Raw genomic sequence first — 20,933 nt, 5'->3', positions numbered from 1 at the left:
TCCGCGAAGGATCTCCCTTTCCACGGCCGCTCAGCCGCCGTCCGTACGAAGGGAACGCGATGAGAGCAGTGACGAAGTACGGGGCCGTGAGCGGCCTCGGCTCATTGGTCATCACCGCACTGGCCGTCGCCCCGGCCGGCGGTACCACCACCCTCGACTCCGAGATGCAGGGGACGGCTGTCGCCGCCAAGCGGGCAGCGGACGCGGGCATCGTGTTCGGCGCCTGCCCCAAGGCCGAGGGGCTGCCCTCGTCCGTCAGCTGCGGCACGGTCAGGGTTCCGCTGGACTACTCGGACCCGTCGGGCCGTCAGATCACCCTGACCGTCAGCCGCGTGAAGGCGAGCGGCGAGGCGACGGAGTACCAGGGGGCCTTCGTCTACAACCCGGGCGGCCCCGGCGCCTCCAGCATGTACTTCCCGATGGCGGCCCAGCTCCCGGAGTGGAAGCGGATCGCGCGGGCGTACGACATCGTGGGCTACGCCCCGCGCGGGGTGGGCCGTTCGGCGCCGCTGTCCTGCCAGGACTCCGCCGAGTTCGGCAAGGGCCCGACTCCGTCTCCGATGCACCCCTCCCCCGCGTACAAGACCGAGCGGATCGCGCGGGCGAAGGCGTACGCGGAGGGCTGTGCGCGCAAGAACGGTCCCGCACTGCGTCACTACACCTCGCTCAACAACGCCCGTGACCTCGATGTGCTGCGGGCCGCGCTCGGCCAGCCGCGGCTGACCTTCATGGGCGCCAGCTACGGCACGTACTTCGGCGCGCTGTACGCGACCCTCTTCCCCTCGCACGTACGCCGCCTGGTCTTCGACTCGGCGGTGAACCCGGAAACGGACCAGATCTGGTACCGCAACAACCTCGACCAGTCGCTGGCCTTCGAGAGCCGCTGGTCGGACTTCCGCGCCTGGGCCGCGCGGCACGACGCGACGTTCCATCTCGGCACCACGCCCGAGCAGGTCATGCGCAGTTACGAGAAGGCGCGCGACCGTCTCGCCACGAAGCCGGCGGGCGGCAAGGTCGGCCCGGGCCAGTTGCACGCGGCGTTCCTCGGCACCGGGTACTACGACGACGTCTGGGTGGCGCGGGCGACCGCGCTCTCGGAGTATCTGAAGGGCAACGAGAAGCCGCTGATCGCGCAGGCCGCCCCGAGGCCGGAGTACGCCAAGGACTCGGAGAACGCCAACGCCGTCTACACCGCCGTCGAGTGCAACGACGCCCCGTGGCCCACCGAGTGGGAGGTCTGGGACCGCGACAACACCGCACTCGCCCGCAGGGCGCCGTTCGAGACCTGGGACAACGCCTTCATGAACCTGCCGTGCGCGTTCTGGACGGCGCCCCGGCAGGAGCCGCTGGAGGTCCGTACGAAGCGCGGGGCACTGCCGCCGACGCTGATCCTGGCGGCCGAGAGGGACGCGGCGACGCCGTACGAAGGGGCGCGCGAACTGGCGCAGCGGCTGAAGGGGTCGGTGCTGATCACGGAGGAGGACTCCGGGACGCACGGCATCGGGGGCGGCAGCAACGAGTGCGTCAACGCCCACCTGGAGAACTACCTGCTCCGCGGTGAGACACCGGTGCGGCGCGCGTCGTGCGCGCCGCACCCGGAGCCTGACCCGGTGTCGCTGGACCGGCGGGCCGCGCAGCCGAAGCTGCCGCACGCCGTCTGATCTTCCGGGTCGCCGAGGCCGGGTCCGCGGATGCGGGCCCGGCCTTCATGGTGTGGCGAGCCTCAGGCGAGACCCGCCACCAGGTCGCCGACCGACTTGCGGCGGCCGGTGTAGAACGGGACCTCTTCGCGGACGTGCATCCGCGCCTCGGAGGCGCGCAGATGACGCATCAGGTCGACGATGCGGTACAGCTCGTCCGCCTCGAAGGCCAGCAGCCACTCGTAGTCGCCGAGGGAGAACGACGCCACGGTGTTGGCGCGCACGTCCGGGTAGCCGCGGGCCATCTTGCCGTGGTCGGCGAGCATCCGGCGGCGGTCCTCGTCGGGCAGCAGGTACCAGTCGTAGGAGCGCACGAAGGGGTAGACGCTGACGTAGTCGCGCGGCGTCTCGTCGGCCAGGAAGGCCGGGATGTGCGACTTGTTGAACTCGGCGGGGCGGTGCAGCGCCATGTTCGACCAGACCGGCTCCAGCGCCCGGCCGAGTCGGGTGCGCCGGAAGAGGTTGTACGCGTCCTGGAGCTCGTCCGCGGTCTCGGCGTGCCACCAGATCATGAGGTCGGCGTCGGCGCGCAGCCCGGACAGGTCGTACGTGCCGCGCACGGTGACGTCCTTGGCGGCGAGCTGGTCGAACAGCTCCTGGACCTCGTCGGCGTAGGCCGACCGGTCGGTGTCGCTGGGGAGCACATCGCGCAGCTTGAAGACGGACCACAGCGTGTACCGGATGACCTCGTTGAGGTCCTTGGCCTTCTTGCCTGCGTTCGGGATCTTTTCGGGCGCACTCATGAGGCTATTCTCCCGCCTGCCGACCGGTGCCTCGCGCCAGGGTCGGCGTGGCGATGATCTCCTCCGCGGCGCGCCGCCCGTCGGCGATGCAGGCGGGGATGCCGACACCGTCGTACGCGGCCCCGCAGATCCGCAGGCCGGGCAGCTTGGCGACCTCGTCGCGGATGCGGGCGACACGGGACAGATGGCCGACCGGGTACTGGGGCAGCCCGCCGATCCAGCGCGTCACCTCGGTGGCCACGGGCCGGGCCGCGAGCCCCGTCGCAGCCCCGAGGTCGTCCAGGGACACCCCGACGAGGTCGGCGTCCTCGCGGTGCAGGTGCTCCTCCTCGCCGTACCGGCCGATGGAGGTGCGCAGGACGAACAGGTCCGATGAGCTCTCGCCGACCCAGCCCCACTTGCTGCTGGAGAAGGTGGAGGCCTTGATGGTGCGGCCGTCGACCGGCGGCACCAGGAAGCCGCTGCCGTCCGGCAGGCCGGTCAGGTCCGCTCGCCGGAAGGCCAGGGTCACCAGGGCCATGGAGGCGTACTCGATCCGGCCGAGTTCGGCGGAGGCTTCGGGCGACTCGGCGGAGAGCAGGGCCGAGGCCGACCAGGCGGGGGTGGCGAGCACCACGGCGTCGGCGGCGAACTCCCCGCGGTCGGTACGGATCCGCCAGCCCTCGGCGTCACGGCTCAGGCCGACGACGGGGGTCTCGGTGAGGATCTCGCCGCCGGCGGCACGTACCGCGTCGGCGACGGCGCCCGGCAGCAGGCCGACACCGCCGGCGATGCCCATGAAGACGGGCCCGCTCTGCGGCCGTTCCTGCGCCCGGCGCTGGATCTCGGCCACGCCCTCCAGCAGGGAGTCGTGTGTCCTGGCCGCCTCGAAGAGCTGGGGGACGGCGGCGCGCATCGAGATCCGGTAGGCGTCGCCCGCGTACACCCCACCGAGGAGGGGCTCGACCAGCCGGTCGACGACCTCGCGGCCGAGGCGCTCGGCGACGTAGGTGCCCACCGCGACATCGTCGCCGAGTTCGACGGGGGCCAGGTCGCGCTCCCGCTCGATCCGGGCGACGCCGTCGGCGGAGAGGAGTCCGGCGAGGGCGTCGGCGGAGCCCGGTACGCCCATGACATGCCCCTTGGGCATCGGGCGCAGCGCCCCGCGCGTCCACACGGAGGCGGTGGCCGTGGCGGGCGGCTGGAGCCGCTCGCCGAGTCCCACGGCGCGGGCCAGGTCGACGGCCTCCGGGCGGCGGGCGAGCATGGACTCGGCACCGAGGTCGACGGCCAGCCCCTCGATCTCGCCGGTCTGCAGCTTGCCGCCCAGCCGGTCGGTCGCCTCCAGCAGCGTCACACGCACCCCGGCGGTGACGAGCCGGTGGGCGGCCGCGAGGCCGGCGATGCCGCCGCCCACGACGACGACATGGCCGGTGGGGGTGCCCGTGTTCGGGGAAGACTCCATGTCCCCACTCTCTCAAACGCCGTTCCGAGTCCCGACCGTGACCGCTTCGGGACCGCAGGACGGCAACCCTTGCCGCGGGCCCGCCGTCGAACCGGTGACACTCACCGATGTCCCTGGGGGGCCGACATGCGGGCTCGACGTACGTTCGCGGCACTGCTGCTCACCGCTTCACTCACCGTCGCCGGATGCAGCGGCGGCGCGAGCGACGACAAGGGGGAGAGCGCCGCCGGACCGGCCGCGCGGGAGGGGGCGGCGGGTTCCGCCGCGGACAGGGCGGAGTCCGACGCGCAGCACGCCGCGCCGAAGAAGCCGGTCTCCCTCGCGCCGGCGCACATCATCCGTACCGCGGCGCTGGAGGTGGAGGTCGCGGACGCACAGAAGGCCCTGGCCTCCGCCCGCAGCGCCGTCGAGACGGCCGGGGGTCATGTCGCCGACGAGTCGACGGAACGGATCGACGACACGCATGTGGCCTCGCGGGTCGTGCTGCGGGTGCCGCAGGAGAGTTACGACGAGGTGCTGTCGACACTGGCGGGCACGGGCAGGCTGCTGTCCCGCAAGGCGGACGCCAAGGACGTCACCGACCAGGTCGTGGACGTGGAGAGCCGGATCGCCACCCAGCGGGCGAGCGTGGCCCGGGTGCGGGCACTGATGGGCCGGGCCACGAAGCTCGGCGACATCGTCGCGCTCGAAGGCCAGCTGAGCAGCCGTCAGGCCGATCTGGAGTCGCTGCTCGCGCAGCAGGCCGCGCTCAAGGACCGCACCACGCTGGCGACGATCACCCTCTCGCTCTCCGAGAAGGAGAAGAAGGAGGAGCAGCGCGACGACGACCCGGGCTTCCTGGACGCGCTCGGCGGCGGCTGGGACGCGCTGGTCGCCACGGGCCGCTGGGCAGGCGTCGTGATCGGCGCGGTGGCCCCGTTCGCCGCGGTGCTGGTGCTGCTCTACGCGCTCTGGCGCTGGGGAGTGCGGCCGCGGCTGCCGCGGCGCGCGGCCACCGAGCCGGCGGCACCCGCGCCTCTGCCGTGGCCGGGCGACAAACATGCGGGTGGCACGGGATCCGGCCCGGCGCGGGGCCCTGGCCAGGACTGAACGGCCGCTCCCCCGTAGCGTGTTCCCATGGCAACAGAGCGACTGGTCATCGTCGGGGGCGATGCGGCGGGCATGTCCGCCGCATCGCAGGCACGCAGGCTCAAGGGCCCCAACGAGCTGGAGATCGTCGCGTTCGAGCGCGGCCACTTCAGCTCGTTCTCGGCCTGCGGGATCCCCTACTGGGTCAGCGGTGACGTACGCGAACGGGAGCAGCTGATCGCCCGTACGCCCGAGGAGCACCGCGAGCGCTCCATCGATCTGCGCATGCGCACGGAGGTCACGGAGATCGATGTCGCCGGGAACCGGGTGCGCTCGCGTGACCTGGAGAGCGGCGAGGTGGCCTGGACCGGCTACGACAAGCTGGTGATCGCGACCGGCGCCCGCCCGGTCCGCCCGCCGCTGCCGGGCATCGACGCGCCCGGGGTGCACGGAGTGCAGAACCTGGACGACGGCCAGCAGCTGCTGGACACGCTCGCCGGCACCGAGGGTCGCCGCGCGGTGGTGGTCGGCGCGGGCTACATCGGCGTGGAGATGGCCGAGGCGATGCTGAAGCGCGGCTTCGAGGTGACCGTCCTCAACCGCGGCGAGCAGCCGATGATCACCCTCGACCCGGACATGGGTCTGCTGGTCCACACCGCGATGGACAACATGGGCATCACGACGGTGAACGAGGCCGAGGTCACCAAGGTCCTCACCGGTGAGGACGGCCGGGTCCGCGCGGTGGCCACGGCGGACAGGGAGTACCCGGCGGACGTGGTGATCCTCGGCATCGGCGTGCGGCCGGAGACGACGCTCGCCGAGGCCGCGGGGCTGCCGCTCGGTGCGTACGGCGGGCTGCTGACCGATCTGGCCATGCGGGTCCGCGGTCACGACAACATCTGGGCGGGCGGCGACTGCGTCGAGGTGCTGGACCTGGTCTCGGGCCGCGAGCGGCACGTCCCGCTGGGCACGCACGCCAACAAGCACGGCCAGATCATCGGGTCGAACGTCGGCGGCGGGTACGGCACGTTCCCGGGCATCGTCGGCACGGCGGTCAGCAAAGTGTGCGAGCTGGAGATCGCGCGGACCGGTCTGCGCGAGAAGGACGCGGCCGCGGTCGGACTCCAGTACGTCACCGCGACGATCGAGTCGACGAGCCGGGCGGGCTACTACCCGGACGCGGCGCCCATGACGGTGAAGATCCTCGCCGAGCGCCGCACGGGCCGGCTGCTGGGTACCCAGATCGTCGGCCGGGAGGGCGCGGGCAAGCGGGTCGACATCGCGGCGGTGGCGCTGACGGCCGGGATGACGGTGGAGCAGATGACGGCCCTGGACCTGGGCTACGCACCGCCGTTCTCACCGGTCTGGGACCCGGTCCTGGTCGCGGCCCGCAAGGCACTGGCAGCGGTCCGCAAGGCGGGCTGAGCCCGGTCCGAACCCTGCCGTGACCGGGCTTGGAGCCCGGTCACGGGTCACGGCGTGGAGGACCTAGCGGACGGTCCGCTCGTGGACGAACTCCACGAGCCGGGTCAGGGCGTCCGGGTCCGTGGTCGGGAGCACCCCGTGGCCCAGGTTGAAGATGTGGCCGTCGAGGTCCGACGCCGCGTCCAGCACCTCGCGGGTCTTCGTCTCGACCGCCTCGCGGGTGGAGAAGAGCACCGCCGGGTCGAGGTTGCCCTGGAGGGCCTTGCCGGGGCCGACGCGGCGCGCGGCCTCGTCCATCGGGACGCGCCAGTCGACACCCACGACGTCCGCGCCGGCCTCGCCCATCAGACCGAGCAGTTCGCCCGTGCCCACACCGAAGTGGATGCGGGGCACGCCGTACGAGGCGACCGCGTCGAACACCTTCGCCGACGCCGGCATCACCGAACGCCGGTAGTCCGCGGGAGCGAGCGCCCCCACCCACGAGTCGAACAGCTGCACCGCACTCGCGCCCGCCTCGATCTGCACCGTGAGGAACGCGGAGGTGATCTCCGCGAGCCGGTCCAGCAGATCCGCCCACAGCTGCGGGTCGCCGTACATCAGCGCCTTGGTGTGCTCGTGGTTGCGCGAGGGGCCGCCCTCGACGAGATAGCTCGCAAGGGTGAAGGGCGCACCGGCGAAGCCGATGAGCGGGGTGGAGCCGAGCTCCTGGGTGAGCATGCCCATCGCCTCGGTGACGTACCAGACGTCCTCGGGCGTGAGGTCGCGCAGCCGGTCCAGGTCGGCCCGGGTGCGGATCGGGTCGGCGACGACGGGTCCGACGCCGGGCTTGATGTCGAGGTCGATGCCGATCGCCTTGAGCGGGACGACGATGTCGCTGAAGTAGATCGCGGCGTCGACCTTGTGACGCCGTACGGGCTGCAGCGTGATCTCGGTGACGAGCTCGGGGCGCATGCACGACTCGAGCATCGGAATGCCCTCGCGGACCTTCAGGTACTCGGGCAGCGAGCGGCCCGCCTGCCGCATGAACCAGACCGGCGTGTGCGGCACCGGCTCGCGCCTGCACGCCTTGAGAAAGGCGGAGTCGTACGTCTTCGGCTGCTGGCCCGAGGGGCGTTCGTTGGCGCTCACGCCCCAAATCTTCGCACGTACACCTGAAGTGGCTGCCCCGGCCCGGGTGTCCCTCCCTGCGCCGAGCCCCCGTTCCGCCTACTCTTCCCCGCATGGCTGCGGCTCAGGGACAGTTTTCTGATCATCCGGATCATTCCAACGGCGCTGATGCGACGGACAGCGCGGAGGGGAATGCCGTCCCTCGCGCGTTCTCGCAGGCGGTCGACGCGCTGCGGGCCGCACGGCTGCGCCCCGAGATCGAGGTGGATCCGGCCCGGCCGCCACAGCGGCTCGCCCCGCATGCCTACGCGCTGGAGGCGGCGGTGGTCGACGGCGACGACGATCTCGCCGACGGGCGCCTTGTTCTGCTGCACGACCCGGCCGGCCACGACGCCTGGCAGGGCACGTTCAGGATGGTGACTCTGGTGCGGGCGGAGCTCGAACCGGAGATGGCCGCCGACCCGCTGCTTCCGGAGGTGTGCTGGTCGTGGCTGACGGGCGCCTTGGAAGCGCGCGGACTTTCGTACGGTGAGCCGAGCGGCACCGTCACCCGCGCGGGGTCTCACTATTTCGGTGGACTCTCCGACCGGCGCCCCGCGACGCAGATCGAGATCCGTGCGTCCTGGACACCGCGCGAGGGTCACGGCGGGGTGCCGGACTCGGGCACACACCTCGCTGCCTGGTGCGATCTGCTCTGTCAGGTCGCGGGACTGCCGCCGACGCCGGCCGGTCCGGCGGACGCGGTGACGGGCGTGGTCTCCCTTCCCCAGCGGCGGGGCCCGCAGCATCGGTGACGTTCACCCCCGGTACGGCCCGCGACACTGTGCGCGGGCCGTGCTTCGTGCTGTGCCCGTACCTCTCTCCCCGCCCGACCTCGCACGAACAGCCTGATGAGTTCGCTCGTAGGATGATCGATCACCTGTCCGAATTGCCCCAATTGTTACTCACTAAATCGTGATCATTCTCTAAAGGCGGCCGGGTTCGGTGCCGAAGAGGTCAGTGACCTAACTGCACGGTTTCGCCCCGGCTTCCCCGAGCCGGCCCCGTCCCGCACCTTCCCCAGGAGGCCTGGTGTCCGTTCTTCTCGAGCAGCCTGCAAGCCTGGTCGCCTACCGCCCGAACAAGCCGACGGCCATGGTCGTCGTGGCCGACCCGCGCGTCCGCTCCACCGTCACCCGCCACCTGTGGGCCCTCGGAGTACGTGACGTGATCGAGGCGTCGTCCATCGCGGAGGCCCGTCCCCGCGTCGGCAACCCGCGCGACATCTGCGTTGCCGACGTCCACCTGCCCGACGGTTCCGGGCTGACCCTCCTGTCCGAGACCCGCGCGGCCGGCTGGCCGAACGGTCTGGCCCTGTCCGCCGCCGACGACATCGGCGCGGTGCGCAACGCGCTCGCCGGCGGCGTCAAGGGATACGTCGTCACCGGTACCCGTACGAACATCGGTCACCCCACCCGCCCCGGCGCGGCGCCCATCGGCGCCGGAGCCGGCCGACTGCACCGCCGCCCCCCGGGTGCCCCGAGCCACCCGGGCGGCTACCGCGAGCTCTCCGGCCGTGAGGTCGAGGTGCTCCGGCTCGTCGCCGAAGGCCAGTCGAACAAGGCCATCGGCGTCTCGATGGGCCTGTCCGCGCTCACCGTCAAGAGCCACCTCGCCCGTATCGCCCGCAAGCTCGGCACGGGCGACCGTGCCGGCATGGTCGCCGTCGCCCTGCGCACCGGCATCATTCACTGATCGCTCCACATTTCTTTCGCGCCCGTCGACGGAACGTTCCGTCGACGGGCGCTGTCCGTTCACAGATACCCTTGACACGTGACCGACGCCCAAGAGACCGCAGCAGAGACCGCACTGCGAACCGCCGGGGGCGCTCCCCCGGACGACGGCGTCGCAGCCGAAGAAGTACCGATCCCCTTGCTGGAGCCCCGCGAGGGGATCCCTCCGGTCGTCGCCGACGCCGACGCGCTGGCCGACGTGATCGCCGCGTTCGCCGGCGGCACCGGCCCCGTCGCCGTCGACGCGGAGCGCGCCTCCGGCTACCGCTACGGGCAGCGCGCCTATCTCGTACAGCTGCGCCGTGAGGGCGCGGGCAGCGCGCTGATCGATCCGATCGGCTGCCCCGATCTGTCCGGTCTGGGCGAGGTGCTGTCCGGCACGGAGTGGATCCTGCACGCCGCGACACAGGACCTGCCGTGCCTGCGCGAAATAGGCATGCTCCCCACCCGGCTCTTCGACACCGAACTGGCCGGGCGGCTCGCCGGGTTCCCCCGGGTCGGGCTCGGCGCGATGGTGGAGTCCGTCCTCGGGTACGCGCTGGAGAAGGGCCACTCCGCCGTCGACTGGTCGACCCGCCCGCTCCCCGAGCCGTGGCTGCGCTATGCCGCGCTCGACGTCGAGCTGCTGATCGATCTGCGCGACTCGCTGGAGAAGGAGCTGGACCGGCAGGGCAAGCTCGAGTGGGCCCACCAGGAGTTCGACGCGATCGCCTCGGCGCCGCCCGCTCCCCCGCGCAAGGACCCCTGGCGGCGGACGTCCGGCATGCACAAGGTGCGCCGGCGGCGTCAGATGGCCGTCGTACGGGAGCTGTGGACGACCCGGGACCGGGTGGCCCAGCGGCGGGACGTGTCACCGGGCAAGGTGCTGGGCGACGGCGCGATCGTGGAGGCGGCGCTCGCCCTCCCGGCGGATGTGCAGGCGCTGACCGCGCTGCCCGGGTTCGGGCACCGGATGGGCCGGCGGCAGCTGGAGCAGTGGCAGGCGGCGGTCGACCGGGCGAAGGCACTGCCCGACGCCGAGCTGCCGCAGCCGGGCCAGCAGCTGAACGGCCCGCCTCCGCCGCGATCCTGGGCCGACAAGGACCCGGCCGCCGCCGCACGTCTCACGGCGGCGCGGGCCGCGGTGTCCGCGCTCGCGGAGGAACTGAACCTGCCGCAGGAGAACCTGATCACTCCGGACACGGTCCGGCGGGTGTGCTGGGAACCGCCGGCGCAGCCGTCGGTCGAGACGGTGGCGCAGGCGCTGGCGTCGCACGGGGCGCGTCCATGGCAGATCGAACAGGTGGCACCCCTGCTGACGCGCGCGCTGGCGGCCACGGCAACGACCTGACGCGCCGGACCCCGCGTCTCCGTCCGCGCCGGGCGTTCGGGGAGCGGGGCCCGCACGCGGTGGCCCGGCACACCCTGCGGGCGGGTGCTCCCGCGCGTGACGGGCCGGATGCTCCGGCCCGCCGCCTGGCCTGGGCCGGAGCCCCGCGATGATCCGCACGCCGGTGACACACCCTGCGGGCGGGTTCGCACACGGGACGGGCTGGATGCCCGGGTCCCGCCTGGCAATCGGGCGATCGGGCTCGGGGCCTGCGCCGATCCCCGCACGCGATGGCCGAGCACACCCTGCGGGCGGGTACCTCACCCGCCGGACGGGCCGGATGCCCCGGTCCCGCCTGGCAACCGGGCGCGGGGCCTGCGGCAATCCCCGCACGGTCAGCGGCCACGCCTACGGGCAGGTGCCTCCCACGCCGGACGGGCTGAATGTCCCGCCCACCACCGACTCGGGGCGGGCCCCACCGAGACCCCGCACGCCGGTGGTACGGCACAGGCTGCGGGCGTGCTTTCCCCGGCCGGCCGGTCACGGCACGCCCGGTGGGCCTGCCCGTCCAGGCGCGGGCCCCACGGCGGAACCGCCGTGCATCCACACGCCGATGGCACCGACACCCTGCGGGCAGGTCTCCCGCGTAGGAAGGCCGGATGCTCCGGCCCGGCCCGGCGATCGAACGCGGGCCCGGGGCGTCATCCAGGCGCGGGTGCCACGGCACACCCTGCGGGCGGGTGCTCCCCCGCTGCACGGGCTGGACGTCCCGCCCCCGCCCGCCGATCAGGCGCAGGGCACGCGGCGGAAGCCCTCCACGCATCCCCGCCCCCCCGGAACGGCTGACGCGCCTCGGCCCGGTGTGACGTTCGCCGCTCCCGCCGCTTGGGGTGGGCAGCTTGGTTACCCACAAGTAGCATGGCCGGAGGAAAGCGCGCGCTCAGCGCGCCCCGCAGCAGTGCCACCCCGCACCCTGGAGGAGAGCCATCGTGCCTCGTACCGTCAGGGACGTCGTCTTCGTCGACGGCGTCCGCACCCCGTTCGGCAAGGCGGGCCCGAAGGGCATTTACCACGAGACCCGGGCCGACGATCTCGTCGTGAAGGCGATCCGGGAGCTGCTGCGCCGCAACCCGGACCTCGACCCCGCGAAGATCGACGAGGTGGCGATCGCCGCGACCACGCAGATCGGTGACCAGGGCCTGACCATCGGCCGCACCGCGGGCATCCTCGCGGGTCTGCCGCAGTCCGTGCCCGGCTACTCGATCGACCGTATGTGTGCCGGCGCCCTGACCGCCGTCACCTCCGTCGCGGGCAGCGTGGCCTTCGGTGCGTACGACATCGCCGTCGCCGGCGGTGTCGAGCACATGGGCCGCCACCCCATGGGTGAGGGCGTCGACCCGAACCCGCGGTTCGTGAGCGAGAAGCTCGTCGACGAGTCCGCCCTGTTCATGGGCATGACCGCGGAGAACCTGCACGACCGCTACCCGCACATCACCAAGCAGCGCGCCGACGAGTACGCCGTGCGCTCGCAGGAGAAGGCGGCGAAGGCGTACGCGAACGGCAAGATCCAGCAGGACCTGGTGCCGATCTCGGTCCGCCGCACCAACCCCGAGGCCGGCGAGACCGGCTGGGGCCTCGTCACGCAGGACGAGCCGATGCGCCCCGGCACCACGCTGGAGAGCCTCGCGGGTCTGAAGACCCCCTTCCGTGTGCACGGCCGCGTCACCGCGGGCAACGCCGCCGGTCTCAACGACGGCGCCACCGCCTCGCTCATCGCGTCCGAGGAGTTCGCGCGCGAGAACAACCTGCCGGTCAAGATGCGTCTCGTCTCGTACGCCTTCGCCGGCGTCGAGCCCGAGGTGATGGGCTACGGCCCCATCCCGGCGACCGAGAAGGCGCTGGCCAAGGCGGGCCTGTCGATCGAGGACATCAACCTCTTCGAGGTCAACGAGGCCTTCGCCGTCCAGGTGCTCGCCTTCCTCGACCACTACGGCATCGCCGACGACGACGCGCGCGTCAACCAGTACGGCGGCGCCATCGCGTTCGGCCACCCGCTGGCCTCCTCCGGTGTCCGTCTGATGACGCAGCTGGCCCGCCAGTTCGAGGAGCAGCCCGAGGTCCGCTACGGCCTCACCACGATGTGCGTCGGCTTCGGCATGGGCGCGACGGTCATCTGGGAGAACCCGCACTTCGACGGAGGCACCAAGTGAGCACCACCACGGAACTCCTGAAGGGCGCGGCCGAGCTGTTCCCCGACGAGGTCGTCACGCAGGCGCACGTACGCCACCTCGACCTGCCCGGCGCGGGCCGCTTCGCGCTGATCACGCTCGACAACGGCCTGGACCACACCAAGCCGACCACCTTCGGTCCGCAGTCGCTCGCGAACCTCGACGCCGCGATCGACCAGGTCGAGAAGGAGGCGTCGGAGGGCTCGATCACCGGCGTCGGCATCACCGGCAAGCCGTTCATCTTCGCCGTCGGCGCCGACCTCAAGGGTGTCGAGCTGCTCAAGGAGCACTCCGACGCGCTCGCCATCGGCAAGGGCGGCCACGACGTCTTCAAGCGTCTGTCCCACCTCGCGGTGCCGACCTTCGCGTACTACAACGGCGCGGCGATGGGCGGCGGTGTCGAGGTCGGTCTGCACTGCTCCTACCGCACCGTCTCGCAGGCCATCCCCGCCTTCTCACTGCCCGAGGTCTTCCTCGGTCTCGTCCCCGGCTGGGGCGGCTGCGCACTGCTGCCGAACCTGATCGGCCCGGAGCGCGCGGTCTCGGTCATCATCGAGAACTCGCTCAACCAGAACAAGCAGCTCAAGGGCGCGCAGGTCTTCGACCTCGGCATCGCCGACGCGATCTTCGAGGGCGCCGACTTCCTGGAGCAGTCGCTGCTGTGGACGGCGTCCGTCCTCAAGGGCGAGATCGTCGTCGAGCGGGCGGAGATCGACCGCGGTGACGCCTGGGACCAGGCCGTCGCCCGCGGCCGTGCCATCGCCGACTCCAAGGTGCACGGCGCCGCCCCGGCCGCCTACCGCGCCCTGGACATCGTCGCCGCCGCCAAGGACGGCGACCTCCAGGCCGGCTTCGACGCCGAGGACACCGCGCTGGCCGACCTGATCATGGGCGGCGAACTGCGCAGCGGCATCTACGCCTTCAACCTGGTGCAGAAGCGGGCCAAGCGTCCCGCGGGCGCCCCGGACAAGAGCCTGGCGCGTCCGGTGACCAAGGTCGGCGTCGTGGGCGCTGGCCTGATGGCCTCCCAGCTGGCGCTGCTGTTCCTGCGCCGCCTCGAGGTGCCGGTCGTCCTGACCGACATCGACCAGGAGCGCGTCGACAAGGGTGTGGGCTACGTCCACGCCGAGATCGACAAGCTGCTCGGCAAGGGCCGCGTCAACCAGGACAAGGCCAACCGCCTGAAGGCCCTGGTCTCCGGTGTGCTGGACAAGGCGGAGGGCTTCTCCGACGCCGACTTCATCATCGAGGCCGTCTTCGAGGAGATCGGCGTCAAGCAGCAGGTGTTCGCCGAGGTGGAGGCCGTCGCCCCCGCCCACGCGATCTTCGCCACCAACACCTCCTCGCTGTCCGTCACCGAGATGGCGTCGAAGCTCCGGCACCCGGAGCGGGTCGTCGGCTTCCACTTCTTCAACCCGGTCGCGGTCCTGCCGCTGCTGGAGATCGTCCGCGGCGAGCAGACGGACGACGCCTCGCTCGCCACCGCGTTCGGTGTCGCGAAGAAGCTGAAGAAGACCGCGGTCCTGACGAAGGACGCCCCGGCGTTCGTCGTGAACCGCATCCTGACCCGCTTCATGGGCGAGATCCAGAACGTCATCGACGAGGGCACCCCGGTCGCCACCGCCGAGAAGGCGATCGAGCCGCTCGGTCTGCCGATGTCGCCGCTGGTCCTGCTGGAGCTCGTCGGCCCGGCGATCGGTCTGCACGTCTCCGAGACCCTCAACCGCGCCTTCCCGGACCGCTTCACGGTCTCGGCGAACCTGGCCGCGGTGGTCAAGGCCGGCAAGCGCGGCTTCTACGTCTACGATTCCGGCAAGCCGGAGCTGGACCCCGAGGTCGCCGCACTCCTCCAGCAGGGCGACTCCGTCCTCACCGAGGAGCAGGTCCGCGACCGCGTTCTCGACGCGGTGGCGCAGGAGATCGGTCTCATGCTGGACGAGGGTGTCGTGGCCGAGGCCCAGGACATCGACCTCTGCCTGATCACCGGCGCCGGCTGGCCCTTCCACCTGGGCGGCATCACGCCATACCTGGACCGTGAGGGTGTCTCCCAGCGGGTGAACGGCAAGCCGTTCCTGGCGCAGGGCGTCGCGAGCGTCCCCGCGTAGCCGAACCGCTGACGAAGGCCCCGGCACCTCTCTCGGTGCCGGGGCCTTCGCATGTCACGCTGGCCGCATGGAACCCCTGCTGATCGTCGATGCGGCCAACGTCATCGGATCCGTGCCGGACGGCTGGTGGCGGGACCGGCGCGGGGCCGTGGAGCGGCTGCGCGACCGGCTGCCGCAGGTCGCCGCCGCCGGGCTGCCGGCGCACCCCGGTCCCCTCGACGTGGTGCTCGTCGCCGAGGGGGCCGCGCGGGGTGTGGAGAGCATCCCCGCGGTACGGGTCTCCTCGGCTCCCGGCAGCGGTGACGACCGGATCGTGGAGCTGGTCGCCGAGGCGGATGCCGGCCGGGACATCGTGGTGGTCACGGCCGACCGGGAACTGCGGCGGCGCGTCGAGGCACTCGGCGCCGGCTGCGTGGGTCCCAGGGCCCTTCAGAACCTGTCGGGTGACCTCTGACCGGGCGTCCACGCCCTGGCACGCACCCTTCCCGCGTTACCGAAATACCCTGGTAGCTCCGCTACAAGGGCATCCCGGCGCCTTGGAATCGCACGCACCAGACCGCATCCGCTTCCCGGTCGAAGATCACCCGACAGGCTCTCAGCCACCGGACGAGCGGACGTAGAGCACAGCGCCGTCGATCTCGTCGGGGAGCGGTTCGTAGTGCCGCTCCAGGAGCCTGCGCAGGGTCGGGACGCGTTCGGGGGCGAACGGTTTGCCCCGGGAGTCGTCGACGATCAGCGCCGGCGGGTGGGCGCGCATCTCGTCGGCGAACGTGGGCCAGGCGCCCTCCACCCCGTACTTCTCCCCCACCTGGGGGCCGTTGCGGCCACCGCTGTAGTTGGTGAGCAGACCGGCCGTCAGAAAGCGGCTGGCGGGCGGCCGGTCGGCGAGCCAGTACGTCTCGGGGTGTATCCCCCACACGAGAACGCTCTCAGCGGGGCCTGTACGGGCCTGTACGGCCGTCGCGAGGCGCTGGGCGTGGGCCAGCTCCGGACGCGGCGTCAGCGTCCCCCAGAGGAGGAACAGGGCGCAGCCGCAGGCCGACCACGCCAGCGCGGACGCGAGCCGGTGACGCGGCAGGATCTGCAGGGCTCCCGTCGCCAACAGAGCCAGCGGCGGGATCAGTTGCAGGTAGTAGTGCCCGAAGAAGTGGAAACCCAGCAGCACGGCGGCCGCCGACGACGCCAGCCACAGCCAGAGGTCGCCCACGCCCGTGCGCGCACTGCGCAGCACCCGCACGACCGGCGGGACCAGTCCCGCGCAGGCGACCCCGAGCAGCGCCGTGTTGGCCACGGCCCGGGACAGGACATGCAGTTCGGAGCCGGTGAAGGAGGCGTACGCCCCCGATCCGGTGACCGTCCAGAACAGAAAGCCGGACGGGTCCGTGAGCAGCGCGGCGGCCAGGACCGGCACGGCGAATCCCAGGGCCGTGCGCAGCAGTGCGCTCCGGTGCACCTGAGCGTTCTGCCACAGCAGCCACAGGACCGGGCCGAACACGGCTCCGCCGGTCTGCTTGGTGAGGAACGCCCCCGCCACCGCGACGCCCGCGGCGCCCCAGCGGCCGCGGTCCGCGTACCGGACGGCCGCGGCCGTGAACGGCAGTATGAAGACCTCGAACGTGGCGGCCTGGGCGTCCTCCGGGTTCAGACCGATGGACACCAGCAGATAGAGCACACCCGCGGTGCGCCCGGCGCGGTCGCCCCAGCGGCGGCGTGCGATGCCGGCGAGCAGTGCGGCGGTGACGAGCTGGGCGATGACCGCGAGGACCTTCACCGAGCGCAGCGACTCGTCGCCGAACAACGCGAACAGCGTCTGATAGAGCAGCGGCAGCAGGGGCGGCTTGCGGTCGACGACGGTCTCGTACAGCGCTCCGCCGTCCGCCAGTATCCGCGCCTGGACGGCGAGATAGCCCTCGTCCGGGCTCCACAGCCGGTGCCCGAAGGACGGGAGGCGGGTGACGAACGCGAGCAGGCCGAGGGCCGGAAGCAGCCGCCGCCAGTAGTGGAGGCGGCGCGCCGGTGCCGGTGCCCGTCGGCGCTGCCGGGGCAGGGACCGCGCGGGGACGCGGCGTAGCGAGGATGGCGGCTCCGCCGGCATGAGTGCCTTTCCGGGTCAGGGTGCAGGCCCGGAAACGCACAGTATCCGGCCCCGCAGGTCCCACCGAAGCAGGACATACGGGGCCGGTGCGAAAGGTGGTGCTGTTACCGCTGCTGAGCGGGGGTGCGGCCCGCCGGGCTACTTGGGGTTGCCGTCACCCGAGAGGGATCCGCCGGACCGGGCTCGCGTCTGCAACCGGCTGTGCCCGCGGCCGTAGAGGTAGTACACGACCACACCGATCAGCATCCAGACGCCGAACCGCAGCCAGGTCTCGGTCGGCAGGTTCAGCATCAGCCACAGCGACGCCGCGATGGAGATGATGGGGAGCGCCGGCACCCACGGGGTGCGGAAGGCGCGGTGCAGGTCGGGGCGGGTGCGGCGGAGGACGATGACGCCGAGGGCCACGATCACGAAGGCGAAGAGCGTGCCGATGTTCACCAGGGCCGCGAGCGCCTCGAGGCTGGTGAACCCCGCGATGACGGCGATGGCGCAGCCGAGCACGATGGTCGCCCGGTGGGGGGTCCGGAACTTCGGGTGGGTGACGGAGAAGAAGCGCGGCAGCAGCCCGTCACGGCTCATCGCGAAGAACACCCGGGTCTGGCCCAGGAGCAGGATCATGCAGACGGTGATGAGGCCCACGACCGCGCCGAGGCTGATGGCACCGGCGAAGAAGGGCTGGTCGACGGACTTGAAGGCGTCGGCGAGCGGCGCGGTCGCCGACATCTCCTTGTAGTTCTGCATACCGGTGACGACGAGCGTCACGGCCACGTAGAGCACGGTGCAGATGATCAGCGAGCCCAGGATGCCGCGGGGCATGTCCCGCTGGGGGTTCTTGGTCTCCTCCGCCGCGGTGGCGACCACGTCGAACCCGATGAAGGCGAAGAAGACGATGGACGCCGCGGTGAAGATGCCCATGACGCCGAAGTTGGTGGGGTCGTAGCCGAACAGCACCTGCACCAGCGGCGCCGTGAGACCGTTCCCCGTCTCCTGCGCCTCGGCCGGAGGGATGAACGGGGTGTAGTTGTCGGCCTTGATGAAGAACAGGCCCGCGACGATGACCAGCAGGACCACGGTGACCTTGATCGCGACGACGATCGCGGTGATCCGGGCGGACAGTTTCATGCCGATGACCAGGATGGCGGTCAGCGCCAGGATGAGCAGGAAGGCCAGCAGGTCGAAGTGCCCTCCCGCATCGGGTCCCGACAGCGCGGAGGGCATCTGCCAGCCGAGGTTGGTGTCCAGGAGGTGCCGCGCGTACCCGGACCAGCCGACCGCCACCACGGCGGTGCCGAGCGCGAACTCCAGGACCAGGTCCCAGCCGATGATCCAGGCCGGCAGTTCACCGATGGAGGCGTAGGAGAACGTGTACGCGGAACCCGCCACCGGCACGGTGGAGGCGAACTCCGCGTAGCAGAGCGCCGCCAGTGCGCAGACGACGCCGGCGACGACGAAGGACAGGGCGGTCGCGGGCCCGGCGTTCTCCTTGGCCGCGATACCCGTGAGGACGAAGATGCCCGTGCCGATGATGACGCCGACGCCGAAGACGGTCAGGTCCCAGGCGGAGAGCGACTTCTTCAGCGCGTGCTCCGGCTCCTCCGTGTCGCGGATCGACTGCTCGACCGTCTTGGTCCGGAAGGCGCCCCTTCTGCCTGCTGGGCCGCCCGCAGGGTCTGTCTGTGTGCTCACCGTGCACCTCCACGCTTGACGTCCCCGACATCATCGGGACGGTGGGTGGTCCACGGGCGGCCGTCACAGCACGCTTCACGCGAATGGGCCGGTAGGACCACCCCACCAGGGTGACCCTCCGGCCCCTGTTCACGCACGCTGTGCAGCGCCATTCGCGTCAACCGGGTGACGGTCAGTCGCGTGCGGGCTCCACGGCCTCGCTGTCGAAGCGGCCGTCGAGCCTGGCCACCAGACCCGTCACCTGGCGGGCGATGTCCGGCGCCGTCAGGCCGATCTCGGCCATGACCTCCTTGCGGGAGGCGTGGTCGAGGAAGCGCGGCGGGATACCGAAGTCACGCAGCGGGACATCGACGCCTGCGTCCCGCAGCGCCTGGGCGACGGCGGAACCGACGCCGCCGACCCTGCTGTTGTCCTCGACGGTGACGACGACCCGGTGCAGCTCGGCGAGCGGTGCGAGGGCCTCGTCGACCGGCTTGACCCAGCGGGGGTCGACCACCGTGGTGGAGATGCCCTGCTTGTCGAGGAGATCGGCGATCTCCAGGCACATCGGGGCGAGCGCGCCGACGGAGACGAGCAGGACGTCGGGGTCGGCCACCTTCGCCTCCCGCAGGACGTCCATGCCTCCGACCCGGCCCACGGCCTGCACCGAGGGGCCGACGGCGCCCTTGGAGAACCGCACGACGGTCGGCGCGTCGTCGACCTCGACCGCCTCGCGCAGCTGGGCACGCACCTGGTCCGCGTCACGCGGGGCGGCGATCCGCAGGCCGGGGACGACCTGAAGGATCGACATGTCCCACATGCCGTTGTGCGAGGCGCCGTCGGTGCCGGTGACACCGGCGCGGTCCAGGACGAACGTGACGCCGCACCGGTGCAGGGCCACGTCCATCAGGACCTGGTCGAAGGCGCGGTTGAGGAAGGTGGCGTAGACCGCGAAGACGGGGTGCACGCCCCCGGTCGCCAGACCGGCCGCGGAGACCGCGCCGTGCTGCTCGGCGATGCCGACGTCGTAGACACGGTCGGGGAAGGCCTTGGCGAACCTGTCGAGCCCGACCGGCTGGAGCATCGCGGCGGTGATCGCCACGATGTCCTCCCGCTCCTTGCCGAGCCGGACCATCTCCTCGCCGAACACGGAGGTCCAGTCGAGTCCCGAACTGGCGATCGGCAGACCGGTGTCGGGGTGGATCTTGCCCACCGCGTGGAAGCGGTCCGCCTCGTCCTGGAGGGCGGGCTGGTAGCCGCGGCCCTTCTCGGTGAGGCAGTGCACGATCACGGGCCCGCCGAAGCGCTTGGCGCGGGCGAGGGCGGACTCCAGCGCCTCGATGTCGTGGCCGTCGATGGGGCCGACGTACTTCAGTCCCAGGTCCTCGAACATGCCCTGCGGGGCGATGAAGTCCTTGAGGCCCTTCTTGGCGCCGTGCAGGGTCTCGTAGAGCGGCCTGCCGACGACGGGGGTGCGCTCCAGGATGTCCTTGCCGCGGGCGAGGAAGCGCTCGTAGCCGTCGGTCGTCCGGAGGGTGGCGAGGTGGTTGGCCAGGCCGCCGATGGTGGGCGCGTAGGAGCGCTCGTTGTCGTTGACGACGATGACGAGCGGGCGGTCCTTGGCGGCGGCGATGTTGTTCAGCGCCTCCCAGGCCATACCGCCGGTCAGGGCGCCGTCACCGATGACCGCGACGACGTGGTCGTCCTTGCGGAGCACCTCGTTGGCCTTGGCGAGGCCGTCGGCCCAGCCGAGCACCGTGGAGGCGTGGGAGTTCTCGATGACGTCGTGGTCGGACTCGGCCTGCGACGGGTAGCCGGAGAGGCCGCCCTTCATCTTGAGCCGGGAGAAGTCCTGACGGCCGGTGAGGAGCTTGTGCACGTAGCTCTGGTGACCGGTGTCCCACAGGACCTTGTCCTTCGGGGACTCGAAGACCCGGTGGAGAGCGATGGTCAGCTCGACGACGCCGAGGTTGGGACCGAGGTGTCCGCCGGTCTTGGAGACGGCGTCGACGAGAAAGGTCCGGATCTCTGCGGCCAGCTGATCCAGCTGCTCCGGGCTGAGCCGGTCCAGATCGCGCGGTCCCTTGATACGGGTAAGCAAAGCCACCCGTGCCTCCTTGACTGTTGAGCTGGTCGAGCGTGCCGATTCGTCGAGTCTAATGTTCCGCGCCGGGGAGCAGTCATCGGGCGGTGCGTTCCGCATCACTCCAACGGCCCAGACGCAGCGGTGCCCGGCACCGTGTCACGGTGCCGGGCACTGGCCGGTCGTGCT

Annotated in this window: 15 protein-coding genes; 9 read left to right on the top strand and 6 right to left on the bottom strand. The window is 71.6% G+C overall.

Going from position 1 to position 20,933, the window contains the following annotated elements; translation table 11 throughout:
* Positions 1 to 59 precede the first annotated feature (59 nt).
* Positions 60 to 1,661: an alpha/beta hydrolase gene (locus tag ACFWU3_RS13940; protein ID WP_384435849.1), complete on the top strand. Its 1,602-nt coding sequence runs from the start codon at positions 60 to 62 to the stop codon at positions 1,659 to 1,661.
* 62 nt (positions 1,662 to 1,723) lie between these two features.
* Here the strand turns inward: ACFWU3_RS13940 and hemQ are convergent, their stop codons facing one another.
* Positions 1,724 to 2,443, bottom strand: coding sequence for a hydrogen peroxide-dependent heme synthase (gene hemQ, locus ACFWU3_RS13935; RefSeq protein ID WP_313943527.1), 720 nt, complete (start codon positions 2,441 to 2,443; stop codon positions 1,724 to 1,726).
* A gap of 4 nt (positions 2,444 to 2,447) precedes the next feature.
* Entirely contained in the window at positions 2,448 to 3,887 is a 1,440-nt protein-coding gene (hemG, locus tag ACFWU3_RS13930) for a protoporphyrinogen oxidase (RefSeq protein ID WP_384435845.1), read from the bottom strand.
* 126 nt (positions 3,888 to 4,013) lie between these two features.
* Here hemG and ACFWU3_RS13925 point away from each other — a divergent pair, with 126 nt between their 5' ends.
* Positions 4,014 to 4,976 (top strand): DUF4349 domain-containing protein, encoded by a 963-nt coding sequence (locus ACFWU3_RS13925; protein WP_384435842.1) that lies wholly within the window; start codon positions 4,014 to 4,016, stop codon positions 4,974 to 4,976.
* Positions 4,977 to 5,003: 27 nt separating this feature from the next.
* Positions 5,004 to 6,380 (top strand): FAD-dependent oxidoreductase, encoded by a 1,377-nt coding sequence (locus tag ACFWU3_RS13920; protein ID WP_384435839.1) that lies wholly within the window; start codon positions 5,004 to 5,006, stop codon positions 6,378 to 6,380.
* A gap of 63 nt (positions 6,381 to 6,443) precedes the next feature.
* On the opposite strand, the gene hemE is transcribed toward ACFWU3_RS13920, so the two are convergent.
* Positions 6,444 to 7,508 (bottom strand): uroporphyrinogen decarboxylase, encoded by a 1,065-nt coding sequence (gene hemE / locus ACFWU3_RS13915; RefSeq protein ID WP_384435836.1) that lies wholly within the window; start codon positions 7,506 to 7,508, stop codon positions 6,444 to 6,446.
* Between the two features lie 92 nt (positions 7,509 to 7,600).
* Between hemE and ACFWU3_RS13910 the strand changes: the two genes are divergently transcribed.
* The 6 genes from ACFWU3_RS13910 to ACFWU3_RS13885 all read left to right on the top strand — a co-directional run bounded on the left by ACFWU3_RS13910 (position 7,601) and on the right by ACFWU3_RS13885 (position 15,355).
* Complete coding sequence (locus ACFWU3_RS13910; protein WP_384435833.1) at positions 7,601 to 8,281, top strand: DUF3000 domain-containing protein; 681 nt, start codon at positions 7,601 to 7,603, stop codon at positions 8,279 to 8,281.
* A gap of 277 nt (positions 8,282 to 8,558) precedes the next feature.
* Positions 8,559 to 9,221 (top strand): response regulator transcription factor, encoded by a 663-nt coding sequence (locus ACFWU3_RS13905; protein WP_313943533.1) that lies wholly within the window; start codon positions 8,559 to 8,561, stop codon positions 9,219 to 9,221.
* A 78-nt stretch (positions 9,222 to 9,299) separates the two neighbouring features.
* Positions 9,300 to 10,589 carry an HRDC domain-containing protein gene (locus tag ACFWU3_RS13900; protein ID WP_384435828.1) on the top strand — a complete coding sequence of 430 codons (1,290 nt, stop codon included), beginning with the start codon at positions 9,300 to 9,302 and terminating at the stop codon, positions 10,587 to 10,589.
* Between the two features lie 968 nt (positions 10,590 to 11,557).
* A complete protein-coding gene (locus ACFWU3_RS13895; protein WP_313943536.1) occupies positions 11,558 to 12,778 on the top strand; it encodes an acetyl-CoA C-acyltransferase in 1,221 nt (406 codons plus the stop codon).
* The gene (locus ACFWU3_RS13890) at positions 12,775 to 14,901 is read left to right on the top strand and encodes a 3-hydroxyacyl-CoA dehydrogenase NAD-binding domain-containing protein (RefSeq protein ID WP_384435825.1); all 2,127 of its coding nucleotides are present in this window, start codon (positions 12,775 to 12,777) and stop codon (positions 14,899 to 14,901) included. Before ACFWU3_RS13895 ends, ACFWU3_RS13890 begins: the two co-directional genes overlap by 4 nt.
* 67 nt (positions 14,902 to 14,968) lie before the next feature.
* Positions 14,969 to 15,355, top strand: a complete 387-nt coding sequence (locus ACFWU3_RS13885) for an NTP pyrophosphohydrolase (RefSeq protein WP_384435822.1) — start codon at positions 14,969 to 14,971, stop codon at positions 15,353 to 15,355.
* A gap of 141 nt (positions 15,356 to 15,496) precedes the next feature.
* Here ACFWU3_RS13885 and ACFWU3_RS13880 read toward each other — a convergent pair whose 3' ends face one another.
* From ACFWU3_RS13880 to dxs, 3 genes are all read right to left on the bottom strand, one after another.
* Complete coding sequence (locus ACFWU3_RS13880) at positions 15,497 to 16,996, bottom strand: ArnT family glycosyltransferase (protein WP_384435819.1); 1,500 nt, start codon at positions 16,994 to 16,996, stop codon at positions 15,497 to 15,499.
* A 138-nt stretch (positions 16,997 to 17,134) separates the two neighbouring features.
* Positions 17,135 to 18,682 (bottom strand): amino acid permease, encoded by a 1,548-nt coding sequence (locus ACFWU3_RS13875; protein WP_384435816.1) that lies wholly within the window; start codon positions 18,680 to 18,682, stop codon positions 17,135 to 17,137.
* A gap of 172 nt (positions 18,683 to 18,854) precedes the next feature.
* A complete protein-coding gene (dxs, locus tag ACFWU3_RS13870) occupies positions 18,855 to 20,768 on the bottom strand; it encodes a 1-deoxy-D-xylulose-5-phosphate synthase (RefSeq protein WP_384435813.1) in 1,914 nt (637 codons plus the stop codon).
* Positions 20,769 to 20,933: the final 165 nt, after the last annotated feature.

Origin of the sequence: Streptomyces sp. NPDC058685, from assembly GCF_042714725.1 — a bacterium.
Taxonomy (GTDB): Bacteria; Actinomycetota; Actinomycetes; order Streptomycetales; family Streptomycetaceae; genus Streptomyces.
This window is presented reverse-complemented; position numbering and strand designations above follow the sequence as displayed.

Bases quoted from the DNA above. Each gene is read 5' to 3' on its own strand.
- hemQ (WP_313943527.1), bottom strand. From the start codon at position 2,443: ATGAGTGCGCCCGAAAAGATCCCGAACGCAGGCAAGAAGGCCAAGGAC.
- hemG (WP_384435845.1), bottom strand. From the start codon at position 3,887: ATGGAGTCTTCCCCGAACACGGGCACCCCCACCGGCCATGTCGTCGTC.
- ACFWU3_RS13940 (WP_384435849.1), top strand. From the start codon at position 60: ATGAGAGCAGTGACGAAGTACGGGGCCGTGAGCGGCCTCGGCTCATTG.
- ACFWU3_RS13880 (WP_384435819.1), bottom strand. From the start codon at position 16,996: ATGCCGGCGGAGCCGCCATCCTCGCTACGCCGCGTCCCCGCGCGGTCC.
- ACFWU3_RS13885 (WP_384435822.1), top strand. From the start codon at position 14,969: ATGGAACCCCTGCTGATCGTCGATGCGGCCAACGTCATCGGATCCGTG.
- ACFWU3_RS13910 (WP_384435833.1), top strand. From the start codon at position 7,601: ATGGCTGCGGCTCAGGGACAGTTTTCTGATCATCCGGATCATTCCAAC.
- ACFWU3_RS13925 (WP_384435842.1), top strand. From the start codon at position 4,014: ATGCGGGCTCGACGTACGTTCGCGGCACTGCTGCTCACCGCTTCACTC.
- ACFWU3_RS13920 (WP_384435839.1), top strand. From the start codon at position 5,004: ATGGCAACAGAGCGACTGGTCATCGTCGGGGGCGATGCGGCGGGCATG.